This is a genomic window from Burkholderia gladioli, assembly GCF_000959725.1.
Taxonomy (GTDB): Bacteria; Pseudomonadota; Gammaproteobacteria; order Burkholderiales; family Burkholderiaceae; genus Burkholderia; species Burkholderia gladioli.
Window position 1 is genome coordinate 3,730,163 of the sequence record NZ_CP009322.1, and the last position, 16,212, is coordinate 3,746,374.

The following is a 16,212-nucleotide window of genomic DNA, read 5'->3' on the forward strand; positions in this document are numbered from 1 at the left end:
CACAATGTCGGTCCGCCCGGTCGCCGGGCCCCTGGGAGAACGACGCATGAAACTCGCCCTGATCGGCGCTTCCGGCCTGCTGGGCCGCGCGGTGGCCGCCGCGCTGGTGCCGCGCCGCGACTGGCAGCTGCTGGCCACCGTGCGCGACCCCGGCAGCGCCCACGCGCTGGCCGCCGCGCGCATCGCCGGCCTCGACCCCGCCGCGCTGACGCCGCTCGACGTGCTCGATGCCGGCGCGCTCGATCGCTTCTTCGCCACGCAGCGCCCCGACGCGGTGATCGTCTGCGCGGCCGAGCGGCGCCCCGACGTCTGCGAGCGCGACCCCGCCGCGGCGCGCGCGCTCAACGTCGACGCGCCGGCCGCGATCGCCGCGCGCGCCGAGGCAATCGGCGCCTGGACGCTGGCCATGTCGACCGACTACGTGTTCGACGGCAGCGCGCCGCCCTATCGCGAAACCGATGCGCCGTCGCCGCTCAACGCCTATGGCCGCGGCAAGGCCGACGGCGAGGCCGCGCTGCTGGCCGCGTCCTCGCGCGCCTGCGCGCTGCGCCTGCCGCTGCTCTACGGGCCGGTGATCGACTGGGCCGATTCGGCCGTCACCAGCCTGGTGCCGGCCATCGTCGCCTCGTCGCGCGACGGCGCCGCGCCCGTCGAGATGGATGCCTGGGCCACCCGCTATCCCACCTGGACGCCCGACGTCGCCGAGGTGATCGTGCAGCTCGCCGAGCGCCATGCCGCGGGCGCCGCCGTGACGGGCCTCTGCCAATGGTCGGGCGACGAGCCGATGAACAAGCACGAGATCGCCACGCGCATCGCCGCCGCGCTCGGCATCGTGCCGCGCCTGATCGCCGTGGCCGAGCCGAAGGACGCCACGCCGCGCCCGCGCGACTGCCATCTCGACTCGTCGCGGCTGGAAGCGCTCGGCATCGGCCGGCGCACGCGTTTCGACGAGGCGATCCGCGCCGTGCTGCGCGACGGCCCCGCCCGCTGACGCCCCCGCGCCCCGGAGAACGCATGAAATCCGTCTATCGCGGCATGACGCGCGCCCAGCTCGACGTGGCCTACGACAACCCCGGCGCCGTCGACGACTTCCCCGCCGTCTACGCCACCATGCGCGCGCGCAGCGCGGCGCTCTACGCGCGGCTGGCCGGGCAGGGCGCCAGCGAGCGCGACCTGCATTACGGCCCCGCGCCGCGGCAGCGCTACGACTATCTCGCCTGCGGCCACCAGGGCGCGCCGCTGTTCGTGTTCATCCACGGCGGCTACTGGCAGAAATGCGACAAGGAGGATTTCGCCTATGTCGCGGCCGGCCCGCTCGCGCATGGCTTCGACGTGGTGCTGGCCGAGTACACGCTCGCGCCCGAGGCCGGCATGGCGCGCATCGTCGGCGAGATCGGCGCGCTGCTCGACCACCTCGCCGCCGAGCCGGCCACGCGCGAGCGCGCGCTGTGCCTGAGCGGGCATTCGGCCGGCGGCCACCTGACGGCGGTGCATCGCGCGCATCCCTCGGTGCAGCATGCGATGCCGATCAGCGCGCTGGTCGAGCTCGAGCCGATCCGCCTCGGCCGTCTCAACGAGCGGCTGCAGTTGAGCGAGGCCGAGGTCGACAGCTACAGCCCGTTGCGCCGGATCGGCGCGGGTGCGCCGCTGACGGTGGCGGTCGGCGCGGCCGAGCTGCCCGAGCTGGTCCGGCATTCGCGCGAATATGCCGAGGCCTGCCGCGCGGCGGGCCAGCCGGTGGCCTACCTGCCGGTGGCGGGGGCCACGCACTTCTCGGTGCTCGACGACCTGGCCGAGCCCGGCGGCGCGCAGATGACGGCCCTGATGGCGCGTTTCGACAGCGTGTAGCGCGAAGCGGCCACGGGTCCAGCCGCCGCGCCCGGCGGCGATGCCCGCCCGCGGCCCGCTCATGCGCCCGCGCTTCGCATTCCGGACACGGGATTCCGATCCGATACACGCGTCTGCCGGCGCGCGCGGACAATCGGCGGGCTGCATGGCGATGCCTTCGTGCGTCGCCGCGTCCTGTCCTGCTGCGTTCGTCCGCTTTCGATCCATGCCCAAGCCTCTCGCTGGTCCCGCCCAGCCGCCCAGCTTCGCCAATCCCTTTTCCGCCGCGCACGAGACGCTGCCGGCGCCGGGCCCGTCCGCCGGCCAGCCGACGCGCCAGAGCAGCCTCGGCGACGGCACGCTGAACGCGCGGCGACGCGCCTCCGCGCAGGGCGCGGGCGACAAGCGCGACTCGACCGGCTCGCTGCGGCGCGCGTCGCAGCCGCAGGTGGCCGCGCTGTCCGAGCCGATGAAGAAGCAGATCGAGCAGAGCGCCCGAATCGCGAGCGAGCAGCCGCTCACGTCGCTCGAGGCGGAGATCGCCGCCAGCTACGTGCGCCCCGAGCACCTGAAGGCGCTCGGCGTGGCGACGCGCCTGACCGGCACCGCCGTCAGCTTTCGTCCCGCTGGCGCCGAGACCCTGAAGCGGCTCGGGCAGGGCGCGCTGCCCAAGCCGCACGACCTGCTGCACAAGTCGATCAAGCCCGGCACCTTCGCGGCCATCGGGGGCGAGGACGTGGAGGCGCGCATGAGCGTGATGCGCGAGCACGACCTGGACGGTTTCGTCGGGCACTACACGAACGGCCGTCTCGATGGCGTCTACGTCGATCGCAACCATCCCGGCATGGCCGAGCTGCCGCTGGTGGCCGACGAGCAGGGCAAGCACCATTACTTGCCGATCAATGCCGACAATCCGGGCCCGGACCTGGTGGCCCTGCACCAGGTGCCCGATTACGTGAAAGGCATGTATACCGGCGACTACGACACGCTGCACACCATCAACCTGGCCGGCAATCGCGGGCCGCAGGCGCAGGGCGAGGAGCTGCGCACGGTGGCCGCGCTCAATTGCGCGGTCGGCGCCGTCGACGAGGGGCGGCCGTTCGGCGACGCGCGGCAGGCGGTGGTCCAGCACGGCTCGCAGTACAACTACGTCGCGCATATGCGCAACCACGAGCCGGACAAGCCGATCGACCCGCGCGTGGCGGCCGCGTCGCTGCCGGTGGCGGCCTGCGTGCGCGGCGAGTGGCGCCTGATCCGCACGCCGGCCGAGCTGAACGCCTTCAACAAGGAAATGGGCTACGCGGCCAAGCCGGGCTGGGAGGGCGAGGAAGGCACGCGGCGCCCGTCGATACCCGGTTCGGGCAGCGGCCCGTCCACGCCGATGGGTTCGCGGCGCGCCTCGGCGGTCGAGGGCCACGGCCTGCGGCCCGAGCAGATGGCGGGGCAACTCGGCGGGCGGCGGCACTCGCAGCCCCACGTGGCGCCCTTGCCGCCGCTGCCTGCGCCGCCGGGACGGCGCGGCGCGATCGGCGGCGCCGCCGCCTTGCCCGGCCTGGCGCCGGGCGGAACCCGGCCGGCGCCGGTAGCGCACGACGCGCCCGGCACCGATCTGCCGTTCGAGGCGCCGCCTCCGTCCTTCGGTAACTGGGGCGGTTTCTCGCCGGGCTCGGGCGCGCTGCCCGCGCCGGCCCGGCGGCCCTCGATGCAACGCGTGGAGGAAGAGGGCCCGCGCGGCGAGGCGCCTCGGCCGCTCGATGCCGACTCGCTGCATCCGCTGCTGGCGATGCCGCCGCGGCACTCGCCGCTGCCCGAGGGCGACGACGCGCCGTGAGTCATGGCGGCGGCCTCGCAGCGGGCGCATGAGGCGGCGGGAATAAATCGCGGGCCTCGGGTGTTGTGATCGACGAGCGGCCGTCTTCCGCCTGCCGGCCGCGCCCGGCTGTCCATGGCCCGCCCCTGCACTCGCGAGGAAACCCGCATGTCCGCCGTTCCCAGCCTGACCTTGTCCGTCCACGACGCCACCGGCTCGCGCCGCATCGTGGTGGACGGCGCCGGCGCCACCCTCGGCCGCGGCACCGACTGCAGCGTGGTGCTGGCCGATACGCGACGCGCCATCTCGCGCCTGCAGGCGCGCATCGACTGGCGCGACGGCCATTACCTGCTGACCGATTCGGGCAGCAACCCAACCCTCGTAAACGGCCGGATCCCGGGTGTCTCGCGCGAGGTGGTGCTGCATGACGGCGATACGCTGACGATCGACGTGTACCGGATCGTGATCGAGATCGAGGGCGCGAGCCACGGCGAGGACGCGACGGTGTTCGCGGCGCTGGCGGGACGCGAGGAGGAAGAGGTCGACGCGCCCACCATGGTGCGCGTGCCGGAGCGCGAGGCGGCGCGGCCCGAGGCGGCCGATCTCGTCGATGCGGTGACGCAGTTGCGCGCGGCGGACCAGGTGCAGGCGGCGCGGGGCGAAAGCGGCGCGGCGGATGCAGTCGACGAGTTGCCGGATACGCCGACCATGGTGCGGCCCCCGGTGATCGCGACCCCGCAAGCCCCGCAAGCCCCGCAAGCCCCGCAAGCCCCGCAAGCCCCGCAAGCCCCGCAAGCCCCGCAAGCCACGCAAGCCACGCAAGCCACGCAAGCCACGCAAGCCACGCAAGCCACGCAAGCCACGCAAGCCACGCAAGCCACGCAAGCCACGCAAGCCACGCAAGCCACGCAAGCCACGCAAGCCACGCAAGCCACGCAAGCCACGCAAGCCACGCAAGCCACGCAAGCCACGCAAGCCACGCAAGCCACGCAAGCCACGCAAGCCACGCAAGCCACGCAAGCCACGCAAGCCACGCAAGCGGCTCCGACCCTGCAACAAGCGTCTTCGATCACGCAGGTAGCCCCATCCATGCAGGCAGGACCGCTCGAATCAGCCGAGCTCGCCACCACCCGCCACGCTGAACCCATCCACCCCGCCGCGCACGACATACTGCTCGTCGCGCTCTGCGACGGCCTCGGCATCGACGCGGCATCGCTGGCGGGCCGGGACGCGGCCGACGTCGCGCGCCTGGCCGGCGCCTTGCTGCGCGATGCGGTGGGCGGCGCGATGGCGGCGCTGCGCACGGGCCACATGCCCGGCGCGGCGGCCGGGCCGGAACTCGATGGCGCCGATCCGCTGCGCGACTGCAGCGATGTCGAAACCGCCTTGCGCCTGTTGCTGTCGGCATCCGCCGCGAGCGCCTCGCGCGATCGGCTGCGCGACGCCTTCGGCGAGTTGCGCGATCGCCAGCTCGCGTTGCGCGGCGGCTTGCGCGAGGTCCTCGCCGGACTCGATCCCGCTCGCCTGGATCCGGAAGCGGGATGGCGCGACTGGCTGCCGGGCAGCGCGGCACGCCTGCGCGCGCAATATGCGCGCGACTGGACGCGCGTCTCGCAACAGGCCGCGGCCGCGCTCGACTTGCAGCCCGTCGCCGCCCCGGGCCAGCAAGCGCCGAACTGATCGACGTGCATCGAGCGGCACGACGCGCGGCGAACCGATCCGCGCGTCGACTGGCGAACCGGCAACGAACCGGCCAGGTACCCGCCCGACGCATCGACCAGCCCACCGAACCACCACGCCGCGCCGCCACCTCCCCCAGCTACGAACCCTCGTCGAGCCCGCGCAGGAACGCAGCCTTGTCCACCGAATCCGGCAGGGCCTCCAGCAGCCGCGCCTGGAAGGTGGCGAGATCGGCATCGACCGCCGCGCGCCGCGCCACGATCCGCGCGATCGGCCCGATATGGGTGGCGAGCCGCTGCACCGCCGTCTCGACCAGCGCTGTATCCACGGCCGGCGCCTGGCCGGCCCCGCTGCCCGCCTGCGTCGCCCCCGGCATCGTCATCACGCGCGTGACGGCCGTGCCCGAAGCCGCGTGACGCTGCAGCAGCGTATCGAAGTCTTGGCGCGCGGCCTCGTCGGGCAGGTGGCGCGCCAGCTCGGCGGCCAGCATGCGCGGATCGGTGGCCTGCGCCGCCGCGCGCCGCACCAGCCGCGAGGCCACCGGCCCGACATGGGTGACCAGCCGCTGCTCCAACTGCGCCAGGAACTCCGGCGACCAGTCGACCGGCAGCGTGCGCGCCTCGGCGGCCGGCGGCGGGGCCAGCGCCGCCTGCGCGAGCGGTGCGAGCACGATGGTCTGGTCCGGGTCGAGCCTGGCCGCGAGCGTCTCCAGCAGGGCCAGCACTTCGCCGCGCCAGTGCTGCGCCGAGGCGTGGCGCTGCCCCGGATCCTTGGCCAGCGCCTGCAGCACCATCGCGTCGAGCTCGGGCGGCAGCTCCGGCGCGAGGCTGGAGGGCGGCGAGGGCGTCTCGTCGAGCACCTGCCGCATCACCGCCGCCGACGAGCCTGCGAACGGGCAGCGGCCGGTCAGCATCTCGTAGAGCACCACGCCGGCCGAGAACAGGTCGCTGCGCGCGTCGATCGGCGCGCCCGAGACCTGCTCCGGCGACATGTAGCTGGGCGTGCCGATCAGCATGCCGACCTGGGTGAGCCGCCCGGTATCGAGCTGGGCGATGCCGAAGTCGGTGATCTTGCACTCGCCGCGCGGTGCGATCAGCAGGTTGGCCGGCTTGATGTCTCGATGGATCACGCCGAGCTCGTGCGCGTAGGCGAGCGCGTCCAGCAGTTGCGCGAACCACACCAGCACGTTGCGCGCCGGCATGCGCGTGCCCTGGCGCGCGTGCGCGGCGAGTCGCGCGGCCAGGGTCTCGCCGCGCACGTATTCGAAGGCGATATAGGCCGTGCCGTCGGCCTCGCCGTAGTCGAACACGCCGACGATATTCGGATGCACCAGCCGCCCGGCGGCGCGCGCCTCGTTGATGAAGCGCGCCGGCAGCGCGGCCTCGGCGGCGATGCCGGGCTCGCCGCCCGCCTCGGCCGCGTGCAGCAGCTCGCCGCGGATGGTCTTGAGCGCCACCGGCCGCTGGATATGCGGATCGGTGGCGAGATAGACCACGCCCATCGCGCCGCGGCCCAGCACGTTTTCGATGCGGTAGCGGCCGATGCTGGCCGGCAGCGGTTCCGGCAGGCGCGTCATGGCCGCGACCCGTTCGGCGCGGTGCTCGCGGCGCCGGTCTCGTCGAGGATCTCGAAGGCCGTCACCAGGCTGGTGCGCATGCGCCCGAAGGACACCGCCAGCGAGGCGATCTCGTCGCCGCCGCGGGTCGGCAGCTCGACGTCGTCGAGCTTGCCGAGGCTGACCGCGTCGGCCGCGCGCGACAGCGTCTGCAGGCGCCGCGTGACCAGGAAGTGCACCAGCACGTTGAGCACCACCAGCACCACCACGAACACCACCGTCAGCGCCTCCATGAAGCTGCGCCACAGCGCGCGCCCGCGCGCGATCGATTCCGACATCGGCACCGACACGAACTCCGCGCCGATCACCTGGTTCATCTGCCAGCCGAAGCCGTTGGCCGGGCCGTACTTGTCGAGCATGGTGCGCGGCGCGGCCGCGGGCGTGCTGTGGCACTGCATGCAGGTCGCGTCGGTGATGCTGGTCGGCCGCGCCAGGAACAGCAACTGCTCGCCGCCCGGCGTGCGCCGCTGGCCCGTCACCTCCTTCAGCGCGGGCTTGTCGTGCAGGTGCGCGATCACCTCGGACTCCCAATCGGTCGCGCGGTCGCGCGGATTGGTCGGGTTCAGCATGGTCGAGCGATAGGAGAAGTTCGGGAAGCTGCCCTGCAAGGTGTTCAGCATCTCGATGGCCGAGAAGGCCGGCACCGATTCGGGCACGAAGGAATACTGGATCTGCGTCGACAGCAGCGGCGTGATGTGCTTGGCGGTGTAGTCCTGCATCGCCTCGGCCGCGCTCATCAGCACGTCGGCGTCGTGGCGCGTCTCGTCGAGCGCCTGCTGTTGCAGCACGCGGTCGGCGACGATGCCGGCCGCGGTCAGCCCGATCGCGAAGATCGCGACGAACACGAGATTGAACTTGATGGCGAGCGACAGCTTCATGGGCGGACGTAGATCGAGGGATAGGCCGAGGGCGGGTCGGGAACGGGATTGCGCGCCGCGACGGCGGGCCGTCGCGGCGGCGGCGGGAATACCAGGTCGTGCCAGTCGGGCAGTTCGCGAATGTGCTGCTTCACGTCGCGGCGGAAGGCCGGATCGGCCAGCCGCGCGCGGAAGCGCTCGGCGAAGCGCGTATCGGGCGCGTTGCGGGCCGGCAGGGCGCTGACCAGCCAGTCGGCCAGCTCGGCGTAGGCGGCGGGATGCGCGGCGTTGGCGGGCGCGGCATGTGACGCGGGCGGCGCGGGCGCCGGCGGCAGCACGCGCAGCGCGTCGCGAAACGCCACCGGCATCGCGCCGACGAAGGCGGGCGCGGGGCTCGGCACGCTGGTGATGGCCGCCGCCGCGCGGGCATGCACGGCGAACTGATGCGTGGCCAGCTTCGCCTGGGCGGGCTTGCCGCGCGCGGCGGCGCCCAGCGCGAGCAGCCGCGCCGAGCCGCTTTCCACGAATACCGCATCGGCATCGTCGGCGCCGGGATAGCCGGCCGGCGCGGCCGCGATCACCAGCGCCGCATGGTCCAACGCCGTGAAGCGCGTGCCTTCGGTGTCGACCACCGGCGCTGCGCAATCGGCCGCCGCGCAGCCGTCGGCGAGCTTGAGCCAGCCGCGCAGCAGCGACAGGTGCGCGTCCCGGGCGAACAGCACGCGCGTATCGGGGCCGAGCGCGACCACCCGGCCGCTCTCGTCCTGCAACTGCGCGCCGCCCTGGGCGGGCGTCTCGACCATGTCGTTCACCGCCAGTCGCTGGCCCGGCTGCGCCTGATACAGCCCTGTCTGGTGTATCACCGTGACGGGCGCCGCCGCGCGCACCAGCGTCCAGGCCTGCGCCGCCGAGGCGAAGGCCAGCAGGCCGAGCGGCGCGAGGCGGGCAAGCCGGCCGAGCCGATGGAAAAAACCTGGATAACGTGTCATCGAGAGCGCCGCGACGCGTCGTGCGCGCCGCTTGAATGAAACCGGATATCTGCTGAACGGCCGGCCCCCGCCATTTATTCCGATTCGTCTTCACGAAGCCGGATCGGCGTGTCGCGCGCATGACGCCATGCACGAATTCCGTGCACGGAGACCGCCGCGCGGCGAATTCGTAACAAAACGTTTTCCTGCGGTATGCGCAAGGAATATTCGCGAAGCCTCATGCGTTAAGGCCAGCAACGACACCGACGGACGTGTCGCGGCAGCGGCGGGCAGCACACGCCGCGCTTCGCGAAAAACACGGCCCGCATGGAATAGATCGCGACGGCGCGCTGTTCTGTAGTCGTGGACGACGGCAGCCAGCGGCATCCCCGGCACCCGTCGGATTCCTGAACCCTTACGCACCTCAGAGGAACCAGCGCATGGCAACGAGGCAGAGCAGTCAGAAATTCATTGCGCGCAATCGGGCGCCGCGCGTCCAGATCGAGTACGACGTCGAGTTGTACGGCGCGCAGAAGAAAGTGCAGATCCCGTTCGTGATGGGCGTGATGTCGGACCTGTCCGGCGCCAATGCCGGCGAGCTGCCGCCGATCGAGGAGCGCAAGGCGCTCGAGATCGACGTCGACAACTTCGACAGCCGCATGCAGTCGATGAAGCCGCGCGTCAACTTCACGGTGCCGAACACGCTGACCGGCGAAGGCAACCTCGAGGTCGACATCAGCTTCGAGAGCATGGACGACTTCTCGCCGGCCGCGGTGGCGCGCAAGGTGGATTCGCTCGCCAGGCTGCTCGAGGCGCGCACCCAGCTGGCCAATCTCGGCACCTATCTCGACGGCAAGGTCGGCGCGGAGAAGCTGATCGCGCAGGCGCTGAAGGACCCGGCGCTGCTGCAGTCGCTGAGCTCGGCGCCCAAGGCCGCCGACACCGAACCCGGACAGGAGTGATGGCGATCATGGAAAGCCAGAAGCAATTCGAAGGCGCGCCGCAGGGCGCGGTGGCCGAGGCGAACGATTTCGCGGCGCTGCTGAACAAGGAGTTCAAGCCCAAGAACGAGCGCGCCAAGGAGGAAGTGGAAGCCGCGGTGCGCACGCTCGCCGAGCAGGTGCTGCGCGATTCGAACGTGGTCTCGGACGACGTCACGCAGACCATCAACGCCTACGTGGCCGAGATCGACCGCAAGCTCAGCGAGCAGTTGAACCACGTGCTGCACCACGCCGAATTCCAGAAGCTGGAAGGCGCCTGGCGCGGCCTGCATCACCTGGTCACCAATTCCGAAACGGATCCGATGCTGAAGATCCGCGTGATGAACATCTCGAAGAAGGAACTGGCCAAGAACCTCAAGCGCTTCAAGGGCGTGGCCTGGGACCAGAGCCCGGTGTTCAAGCGCGTCTACGAGGAAGAATACGGCCAGCTCGGCGGCGAGCCCTACGGCTGCCTGATCGGCGATTACTACTTCGACCACAGTCCTCAGGACGTCGAACTGCTGCGCGGCATCTCGCAGATCGCCGCGGCCTCGCACGCGCCCTTCATCTCGGCGGCCGATTCCAGCCTGCTCGGCATGGAGAACTGGAACGAGCTGGCGAACCCGCGCGACCTGTCGATGATCTTCACCACGCCCGACTACGCCGGCTGGCGCTCGCTGCGCGAGATGGACGACGCGCGCTACCTGGCGCTGACCATGCCGCGCACGCTGGCACGCCTGCCCTACGGCGCGAAGACGGACCCGGTGGAGGAATTCGATTTCGAGGAAGACACCGAAGGCGCCGACTCGGGCAAGTACACCTGGCAGAACGCGGCCTATTCGATGGCGGTCAACATCAACCGCTCGTTCAAGCTCTATGGCTGGTGCACGCGGATTCGCGGCGTGGAATCGGGCGGCGCGGTGGAGAACCTGCCGGTGCATACCTTCCCGAGCGACGACGGCGGGGTGGACATGAAGTGCCCGACCGAGATCGCGATCACCGACCGCCGCTCGGCCGAGCTCGACAAGATGGGCCTGATGCCGCTGGTGCATCGCAAGAACTCCGACGTGGCCGCCTTCATCGGCGCGCAGTCGGTGGCCAAGCCCGAGGAATACGACGATCCGGCCGCCACCGCCAACTCGAACCTGTCGGCGCGCCTGCCCTACATGTTCGCCTGCTGCCGCTTCGCGCACTACCTGAAGTGCATCGTGCGCGACAAGATCGGCTCGTTCAGCACGCGCGAGCAGATGGAGAACTGGCTGTCGAACTGGGTGATGAACTACGTCGACGGCGACCCGGTGAACTCCAGCGAGGAAACCAAGGCGCGCAAGCCGCTGGCGGCCGCTCAGGTGGTGGTGGAGGAAGTCGAGGACAACCCCGGCTACTACACCTCCAAGTTCTTCCTCAAGCCGCATTACCAGCTCGAAGGCCTGACGGTGTCGCTGCGCCTGGTCTCGCGCCTGCCCTCGGCACGCGCCGCATGAAACAGGGCCGCGCGCGCTCGACGCGCGCGGCCGATGCTACCCAGCCCTTACCGGGGCGAGGCGCTCCGGTTTACCCAGTTCGTCGGATCGGCGAGCACTTTACTAGCAAGCAGAGGTCATTATGGCATTCGACATGCACCTGAAATTCGGCTCCGGTTCGGTCACGATCCAGGGCGCGTCCAACCACTCGAAGCACAAGAACGAGGTGCCGATCATCGCCTGGTCGTGGGGCGTGAGCAACACCGGCAACCTGCACACCGGCGCCGGCTACGCCTCGGGCGGCAAGGCCAACATCCAGGACATCACGGTCACCAAGTACATCGACAGCTGCTCGAACGCGATCCTGAACGCCTGCTGTACCGGCGCGCGCGTCGACAACGCCTACCTGTACGTGACCAACGCCACCGGCCAGCAGACCGACTTCGTGACCATCGAGCTCAGCGAAGGCGTGCTGATCACCTCGGTGTCGACCGGCGGCACCGGCGGCGACGAGCGCCTGACCGAGAACATCACGCTGCACTTCGGCAAGTTCAAGTACTCGTTCCAGCCGCAGGACGACGAGGGCAAGGCCAACGGCGGCACCAAGGATTTCACCTACGACATCCAGCAGGTCGCCAAGCAGTAAGCGCCTCATGCGCAACGGGGCTGGCACCGCCGGCCCCGCCCAACCCGCTTTGCCCCGTCCAACGGAACACCGACGTGAACCCAACCCTTGCCGACACCAGCCCGGCCGACGCCGCGGCGCTGCTTGCCCATGGACGCCTGGACGAGGCCCTGAGCGCCCTGTCCGCCGAGGTCCGCGGCCGACCCGCCGATGCCTCGCTGCGCGTGTTCCTGTTCCAGTTGCTCGCGCTGGTGGGCGAATGGGATCGCGCGGCCAACCAGTTGAAGATGGCGGCCGAACTCGACGAGCGGAACACGCTGATGTCGACCGCCTATGAATTCGCGCTGCGCGGCGAGCACGAGCGCGCGGCCGTGCTGGCCGGCGGCAAGTGCCCCGGCATCGCCGGCGAGCCGGCCGCCTGGCACGCGCCGCTGATCCGCGCGCTGCACGCGCTGACCGAGAAGCGCATCGACGAGACGCTGGCGCAGCGCGCGCTCGCCTTCGACACGGCCGAGACCGTGGCCGGCAGCATCGACGGCGAGCCCTTCGAGTGGATCGCCGACGCCGATCCGCGCTTCGGCCCCTGCCTGGAGCTGATCCTGAAGAGCGGCTACGTGTGGGCGCCGTTCTCGCAGTTGCGCTCGCTCGAGTTCGAGGCACCCAGCGACCTGCGCGACAAGGTCTGGGCACCGGTCAAGCTGAGCTGGACGAGCGGCGCCGAATCGGTGGGCTTCGTACCCTGCCGCTACGCCGGCAGCGAGCGCTCCGGCATCGCCGACCTGGCGCTGGCCGCGGGCACCTCCTGGGTCGAGCACGGCGAGGACTGCTTCACCGGCCGCGGCCAGCGCATGCTGGTGACCGATCGCGCCGAGTATCCGCTGCTCGACGTGCGCTCGATCACCTTCGGCGCGCGCTGAGGGGCCCGCCGCGATGGCCGAACTGACCCCGCAGGAGCGCCTGCAGCCCTCGCTGCTCGACCGGCTGACCGACCTGGCGCCGCACGAGCCCGAGGAGAGCCGCGAGGCGCGCGTGATCACGGCCGCGAAGCTGCGCGAGTGCGTGACGCGCGATATCGCCGCGCTGCTGAACTGCACGCGCCAGTGGGAGGACGAGGACCTGCCCGGCCTCGAGCAGGTCGGCAACTCGGTGCTCAACTTCGGGATTCCCGACCTGGCCGGCAGCGCGCTGTCGGGCATCGACGCGGGCGAGCTGCAGAGCCGCATCCGCGCCGCGCTGCTCGACTTCGAGCCGCGCCTGATCGCCGATACCGTGCAGGTCAGCGTCAGCACCGACGCCTCGCGCATGGACAGCCGCTCGCTGTCGTTCCGCATCGATGCCGAGATGTGGGCCCAGCCGATGCCGCTCGGCCTCTACCTGCGCACCGACGTCGACCTCGAAACCGGCGAGTTCCGCGTCTCGCCCCTGTTCGGCTGAAGCCCCATGGATCCCCGCCTGCTTCGTTACTACAACCGCGAGCTCCAGCACGTGCGCGAGATGGGCGCCGAGTTCGCGAGCGCCTACCCGAAGATCGCCGGCCGCCTCGGCATGGAAGGCTTCGAGTGCGCCGACCCTTACGTCGAACGCCTGCTGGAGGGTTTCGCCTTCCTCGCCGCGCGCGTGCAGCTCAAGCTCGACGCGCAGTACCCGGTGTTCACCCAGCACCTGCTGGAGATGGTGTACCCGCATTACCTGTCGCCGATCCCGTCGATGGCGGTGGTGCAGCTGCATCCCGACACGGCCGAGGACCTGCCGCCGGCCGGCCACGCGGTGGCGCGGCACACGGTGCTGCGCAGCCTGACCGGCTTCGGCGAGCGCACCGCCTGCGAATACCGCACCGCGCACGAGGTCAGGCTCTGGCCGCTGGAGCTGGCCGAGGCGCGCTACTTCGACACGCCGGCCGCGCTGGCCGCGGCGGGCCTGGTACCGCCGCCGGGGCGCGCCGCCCGTGCCGGGCTGCGGCTGCGGTTTCGCACCCTGGCGGGTGCCGAGGCGAAGATGCTCGCGCTCGACACGCTGCCGGTCTACCTGGCCGGCGCCGACGAGCTGCCGGCCCTGCTCTACGAGCAACTGCTGGCCAACGGCCTGGGCTACACGGTGCGCACCGCCTCGGCCAGCGAGGGCGAATTCGTCGAGCTGCATCACGAGCGGGCCGCGCTACGCGCCAGCGGCTTCGACGAGGAGCAGGCGATGCTGCCCTACGGCAGCCGCTCGTTCAGCGGCTACCGGCTACTGCAGGAATACTTCGCCTGCCCCGAGCGCTTCCGCTTCGTCGAATTCACCGGCCTGCGCGCGCTGCTGGCTCGCGCGCGCGGCAAGGAGTTCGAGATCGTGGTGTGGCTCGACCGCAGCGTGGCGCGCCTGCACAACGCGATCGACGCCGGCAATTTCAGGCTGTTCTGCACGCCGGCGGCCAACCTGTTCGAGCGGCGCGCCGATCGCATCCACCTGCAGGGCGGGCGCACCGAATATCACATCCTCGGCGACCGCACGCGGCCGATGGACTTCGAGGTGCACAGCGTGCTGGAAGTGCAGGGCTACGGCGATCGCCAGGAACCCGAGCAGCGCTTCCTGCCGTTCTACGACAGCAATTCGCGCAACTGGCACGGCGGCCAGGCGGCCTTCTACACGCTGCGTCGCGAGCCGCGCCTGCTCTCCACGCGGCAGAAGCAGAACGGCGCGCGCTCCAGCTACGTGGGCAGCGAGACCTTCATCGCGCTGGTGGACGGCAAGGATGCGCCTTACGCCACCTCGCTGCGCCAGCTCGGCCTGCGCCTGCTCTGCACCAATCGCGACCTGCCGCTGCACATGCCGGTGGGCAAGTCCTATACCGACTTCACGCTCGACACCGACGCGCCGGTGGCCTCGATCCGCTGCGTGGCGGGCCCGACCCGGCCGCGCGCGCCGGTCGCCACCGGCGAGACCGCCTGGCGGCTGATCAGCCATCTGCAGCTGAACTACCTGTCGCTGCTGGAGGACGAGGGCGAGCAGGGCGCGGCCTCGCTGCGCGAGATGCTGGGCCTCTACCACGACGAATTCGACGCGGCCGCGCGCCGCCAGGTCGAGGGCATCCGCCAGGCCTCGGCGCGGCCGGTGACGCGCCGCGTGCCGGTGCCGGGCCCGATCACCTACGGGCGCGGCCTGGAGATCACCCTGACCTGCGCCGACTCGGCCTTCGAGGGCAGCAGCGCCTTCCTGCTGGGTTCGGTGCTGCAGCATTTCCTGGCGCGCTACGTCTCGCTGAACGCCTTCACCGAGACCGTGCTGCGCACCCAAGAACGCAACGAGGTGGCCCGATGGCCCGCAACGCCCGGCAAGCGCCCGATCCTGTAGCGCTGGAGGCGGCGCTGCGCGAGCGGCCGTTCGACTTCGAATTCTTCGAGGCGATGCGGCGGCTCGAATGCGCCTACCCGGCCCGCCCGCGCCTGGGCCACTCGACCAAGCCGGCCGAGGATCCGGTGCGGCTCGCGCACGCGGCCACGCTGGAATTCCCGGCGCGCAGCATCGAGCGTTTCGAGCCCGGCGCGGGCGGCGCGCCGGGGCGGCTCCACGGGCTGTTCCTGGGCCTGTTCGGGCCGCAGGGGCCGCTGCCGCTGCACCTCACCGAACACGCGGTGGACCGCGAGCGCAATGCCAAGGACCCCACGCTGACGGCCTTCGCCGACGTGTTCCATCACCGCATGCTGAGCCTGTTCTACCGCGCCTGGGCCGATGCGCAGCCCACCGTGCAGTACGACCGGCCCGAGAGCGACCGCTTTCGCACCTATGTCGGCGCGCTGATCGGCATCGCCACGCCGCGCTTGCAGGACCGCGACGCGCTGCCGGACCAGTTCAAGCGCTTCTTCGCCGGGCGGCTGGTGCCGCAGGCGCGCAATGCCGAGGGCCTGCGCGGCCTGCTGGAGCACTACTTCGGCGTGCCGGTGCAGGTGCTCGAATTCGTGGTCGGCTGGATGACCCTGCCCGAGGACGCGCATCTGCGCATGGGCGGCGCGATGGCCTCGATGGGCCGCAACGCCACGCTGGGCGCCCAGGTGCGCGGCGCGCAGCAGCGCTTCCGGCTGCGCATCGGCCCGCTCGGGTTGGCCGAGTTCAACCGCTTCCTGCCCGGCGGCGAGGCGCTGCGCGAGCTGACGGCCGCCGTCAAGCTCTACGCGGGCGAGGAAAAGGGCTGGGATGTGCAGCTCGTGCTGAAAAAGGAGGAGGTGCCCGCCAGCCACCTCGGGCAGGCGGGCCGGATGGGTTTCAACACCTGGATGGGGCGCTACGCCAAGCCGGCCGATGCCGACCAGGTGGTGCTGACGCCGGTGGCCTAGCGCGGCGCACGCAGCACGGCGCGACGCGCCTTTCATTTCGAACCGGTGGCCGCCGTTGGCCCGGCGCCGCCTCACTG

At 71.3% G+C, this 16,212-nt stretch carries 14 protein-coding genes; 11 read left to right on the forward strand and 3 right to left on the reverse strand.

Annotation, left to right across the window (positions count from 1 at the left end):
- The first annotated feature begins 46 nt into the window (after positions 1-46).
- The 4 genes from BM43_RS16055 to BM43_RS16070 all read left to right on the forward strand — a co-directional run bounded on the left by BM43_RS16055 (position 47) and on the right by BM43_RS16070 (position 5,317).
- Positions 47-991 (forward strand): dTDP-4-dehydrorhamnose reductase family protein, encoded by a 945-nt coding sequence (locus BM43_RS16055; RefSeq protein ID WP_036054703.1) that lies wholly within the window; start codon positions 47-49, stop codon positions 989-991.
- A gap of 23 nt (positions 992-1,014) precedes the next feature.
- Entirely contained in the window at positions 1,015-1,848 is an 834-nt protein-coding gene (locus BM43_RS16060; protein WP_036054700.1) for an alpha/beta hydrolase, read from the forward strand.
- Positions 1,849-2,053: 205 nt separating this feature from the next.
- The gene (locus BM43_RS37550) at positions 2,054-3,658 is read left to right on the forward strand and encodes a hypothetical protein (RefSeq protein WP_052409140.1); all 1,605 of its coding nucleotides are present in this window, start codon (positions 2,054-2,056) and stop codon (positions 3,656-3,658) included.
- Positions 3,659-3,805: 147 nt separating this feature from the next.
- Positions 3,806-5,317: an FHA domain-containing protein gene (locus BM43_RS16070; protein WP_045577455.1), complete on the forward strand. Its 1,512-nt coding sequence runs from the start codon at positions 3,806-3,808 to the stop codon at positions 5,315-5,317.
- Positions 5,318-5,456: 139 nt separating this feature from the next.
- Here BM43_RS16070 and BM43_RS16075 read toward each other — a convergent pair whose 3' ends face one another.
- Genes BM43_RS16075 through BM43_RS16085 form a run of 3 tightly spaced genes read right to left on the reverse strand, consistent with a single transcriptional unit; the run spans position 5,457 to position 8,778 of the window.
- Complete coding sequence (locus BM43_RS16075; protein ID WP_036054697.1) at positions 5,457-6,893, reverse strand: serine/threonine-protein kinase; 1,437 nt, start codon at positions 6,891-6,893, stop codon at positions 5,457-5,459.
- A complete protein-coding gene (locus tag BM43_RS16080) occupies positions 6,890-7,810 on the reverse strand; it encodes a c-type heme family protein (protein WP_013689194.1) in 921 nt (306 codons plus the stop codon). Before BM43_RS16080 ends, BM43_RS16075 begins: the two co-directional genes overlap by 4 nt.
- Positions 7,807-8,778, reverse strand: coding sequence for a FecR family protein (locus BM43_RS16085; protein WP_052409141.1), 972 nt, complete (start codon positions 8,776-8,778; stop codon positions 7,807-7,809). Before BM43_RS16085 ends, BM43_RS16080 begins: the two co-directional genes overlap by 4 nt.
- Positions 8,779-9,197: 419 nt before the next feature.
- Here BM43_RS16085 and tssB point away from each other — a divergent pair, with 419 nt between their 5' ends.
- The 7 genes from tssB to tssG all read left to right on the forward strand — a co-directional run bounded on the left by tssB (position 9,198) and on the right by tssG (position 16,135).
- On the forward strand, positions 9,198-9,719 hold the full coding sequence (tssB, locus tag BM43_RS16090) for a type VI secretion system contractile sheath small subunit (protein WP_013689196.1): 522 nt from the start codon (positions 9,198-9,200) through the stop codon (positions 9,717-9,719).
- A gap of 8 nt (positions 9,720-9,727) precedes the next feature.
- Entirely contained in the window at positions 9,728-11,221 is a 1,494-nt protein-coding gene (gene tssC / locus BM43_RS16095; RefSeq protein ID WP_025098239.1) for a type VI secretion system contractile sheath large subunit, read from the forward strand.
- A gap of 133 nt (positions 11,222-11,354) precedes the next feature.
- Complete coding sequence (locus tag BM43_RS16100; RefSeq protein ID WP_226285078.1) at positions 11,355-11,846, forward strand: Hcp family type VI secretion system effector; 492 nt, start codon at positions 11,355-11,357, stop codon at positions 11,844-11,846.
- A 74-nt stretch (positions 11,847-11,920) separates the two neighbouring features.
- Complete coding sequence (locus tag BM43_RS16105) at positions 11,921-12,742, forward strand: type VI secretion system accessory protein TagJ (protein WP_036054694.1); 822 nt, start codon at positions 11,921-11,923, stop codon at positions 12,740-12,742.
- A gap of 13 nt (positions 12,743-12,755) precedes the next feature.
- Positions 12,756-13,259: a type VI secretion system baseplate subunit TssE gene (tssE, locus tag BM43_RS16110; RefSeq protein WP_036033063.1), complete on the forward strand. Its 504-nt coding sequence runs from the start codon at positions 12,756-12,758 to the stop codon at positions 13,257-13,259.
- A 6-nt stretch (positions 13,260-13,265) separates the two neighbouring features.
- A complete protein-coding gene (gene tssF, locus BM43_RS16115; protein ID WP_036054692.1) occupies positions 13,266-15,155 on the forward strand; it encodes a type VI secretion system baseplate subunit TssF in 1,890 nt (629 codons plus the stop codon).
- A complete protein-coding gene (gene tssG / locus BM43_RS16120) occupies positions 15,119-16,135 on the forward strand; it encodes a type VI secretion system baseplate subunit TssG (protein WP_036054690.1) in 1,017 nt (338 codons plus the stop codon). The genes tssF and tssG overlap by 37 nt, the downstream gene beginning before the upstream one ends.
- The last annotated feature ends 77 nt before the right edge of the window (positions 16,136-16,212 follow it).

What these genes read in the sequence shown, in the direction of transcription:
- tssC (WP_025098239.1), top strand. Translation starts at nt 9,728, where the DNA reads ATGGAAAGCCAGAAGCAATTCGAAGGCGCGCCGCAGGGCGCGGTGGCC.
- BM43_RS16070 (WP_045577455.1), top strand. Translation starts at nt 3,806, where the DNA reads ATGTCCGCCGTTCCCAGCCTGACCTTGTCCGTCCACGACGCCACCGGC.
- BM43_RS16055 (WP_036054703.1), top strand. Translation starts at nt 47, where the DNA reads ATGAAACTCGCCCTGATCGGCGCTTCCGGCCTGCTGGGCCGCGCGGTG.
- tssE (WP_036033063.1), top strand. Translation starts at nt 12,756, where the DNA reads ATGGCCGAACTGACCCCGCAGGAGCGCCTGCAGCCCTCGCTGCTCGAC.
- BM43_RS16075 (WP_036054697.1), bottom strand. Translation starts at nt 6,893, where the DNA reads ATGACGCGCCTGCCGGAACCGCTGCCGGCCAGCATCGGCCGCTACCGC.
- tssB (WP_013689196.1), top strand. Translation starts at nt 9,198, where the DNA reads ATGGCAACGAGGCAGAGCAGTCAGAAATTCATTGCGCGCAATCGGGCG.
- BM43_RS16100 (WP_226285078.1), top strand. Translation starts at nt 11,355, where the DNA reads ATGCACCTGAAATTCGGCTCCGGTTCGGTCACGATCCAGGGCGCGTCC.
- tssF (WP_036054692.1), top strand. Translation starts at nt 13,266, where the DNA reads ATGGATCCCCGCCTGCTTCGTTACTACAACCGCGAGCTCCAGCACGTG.
- BM43_RS16060 (WP_036054700.1), top strand. Translation starts at nt 1,015, where the DNA reads ATGAAATCCGTCTATCGCGGCATGACGCGCGCCCAGCTCGACGTGGCC.
- BM43_RS16085 (WP_052409141.1), bottom strand. Translation starts at nt 8,778, where the DNA reads ATGACACGTTATCCAGGTTTTTTCCATCGGCTCGGCCGGCTTGCCCGC.
- BM43_RS16080 (WP_013689194.1), bottom strand. Translation starts at nt 7,810, where the DNA reads ATGAAGCTGTCGCTCGCCATCAAGTTCAATCTCGTGTTCGTCGCGATC.
- BM43_RS37550 (WP_052409140.1), top strand. Translation starts at nt 2,054, where the DNA reads ATGCCCAAGCCTCTCGCTGGTCCCGCCCAGCCGCCCAGCTTCGCCAAT.
- tssG (WP_036054690.1), top strand. Translation starts at nt 15,119, where the DNA reads ATGGCCCGCAACGCCCGGCAAGCGCCCGATCCTGTAGCGCTGGAGGCG.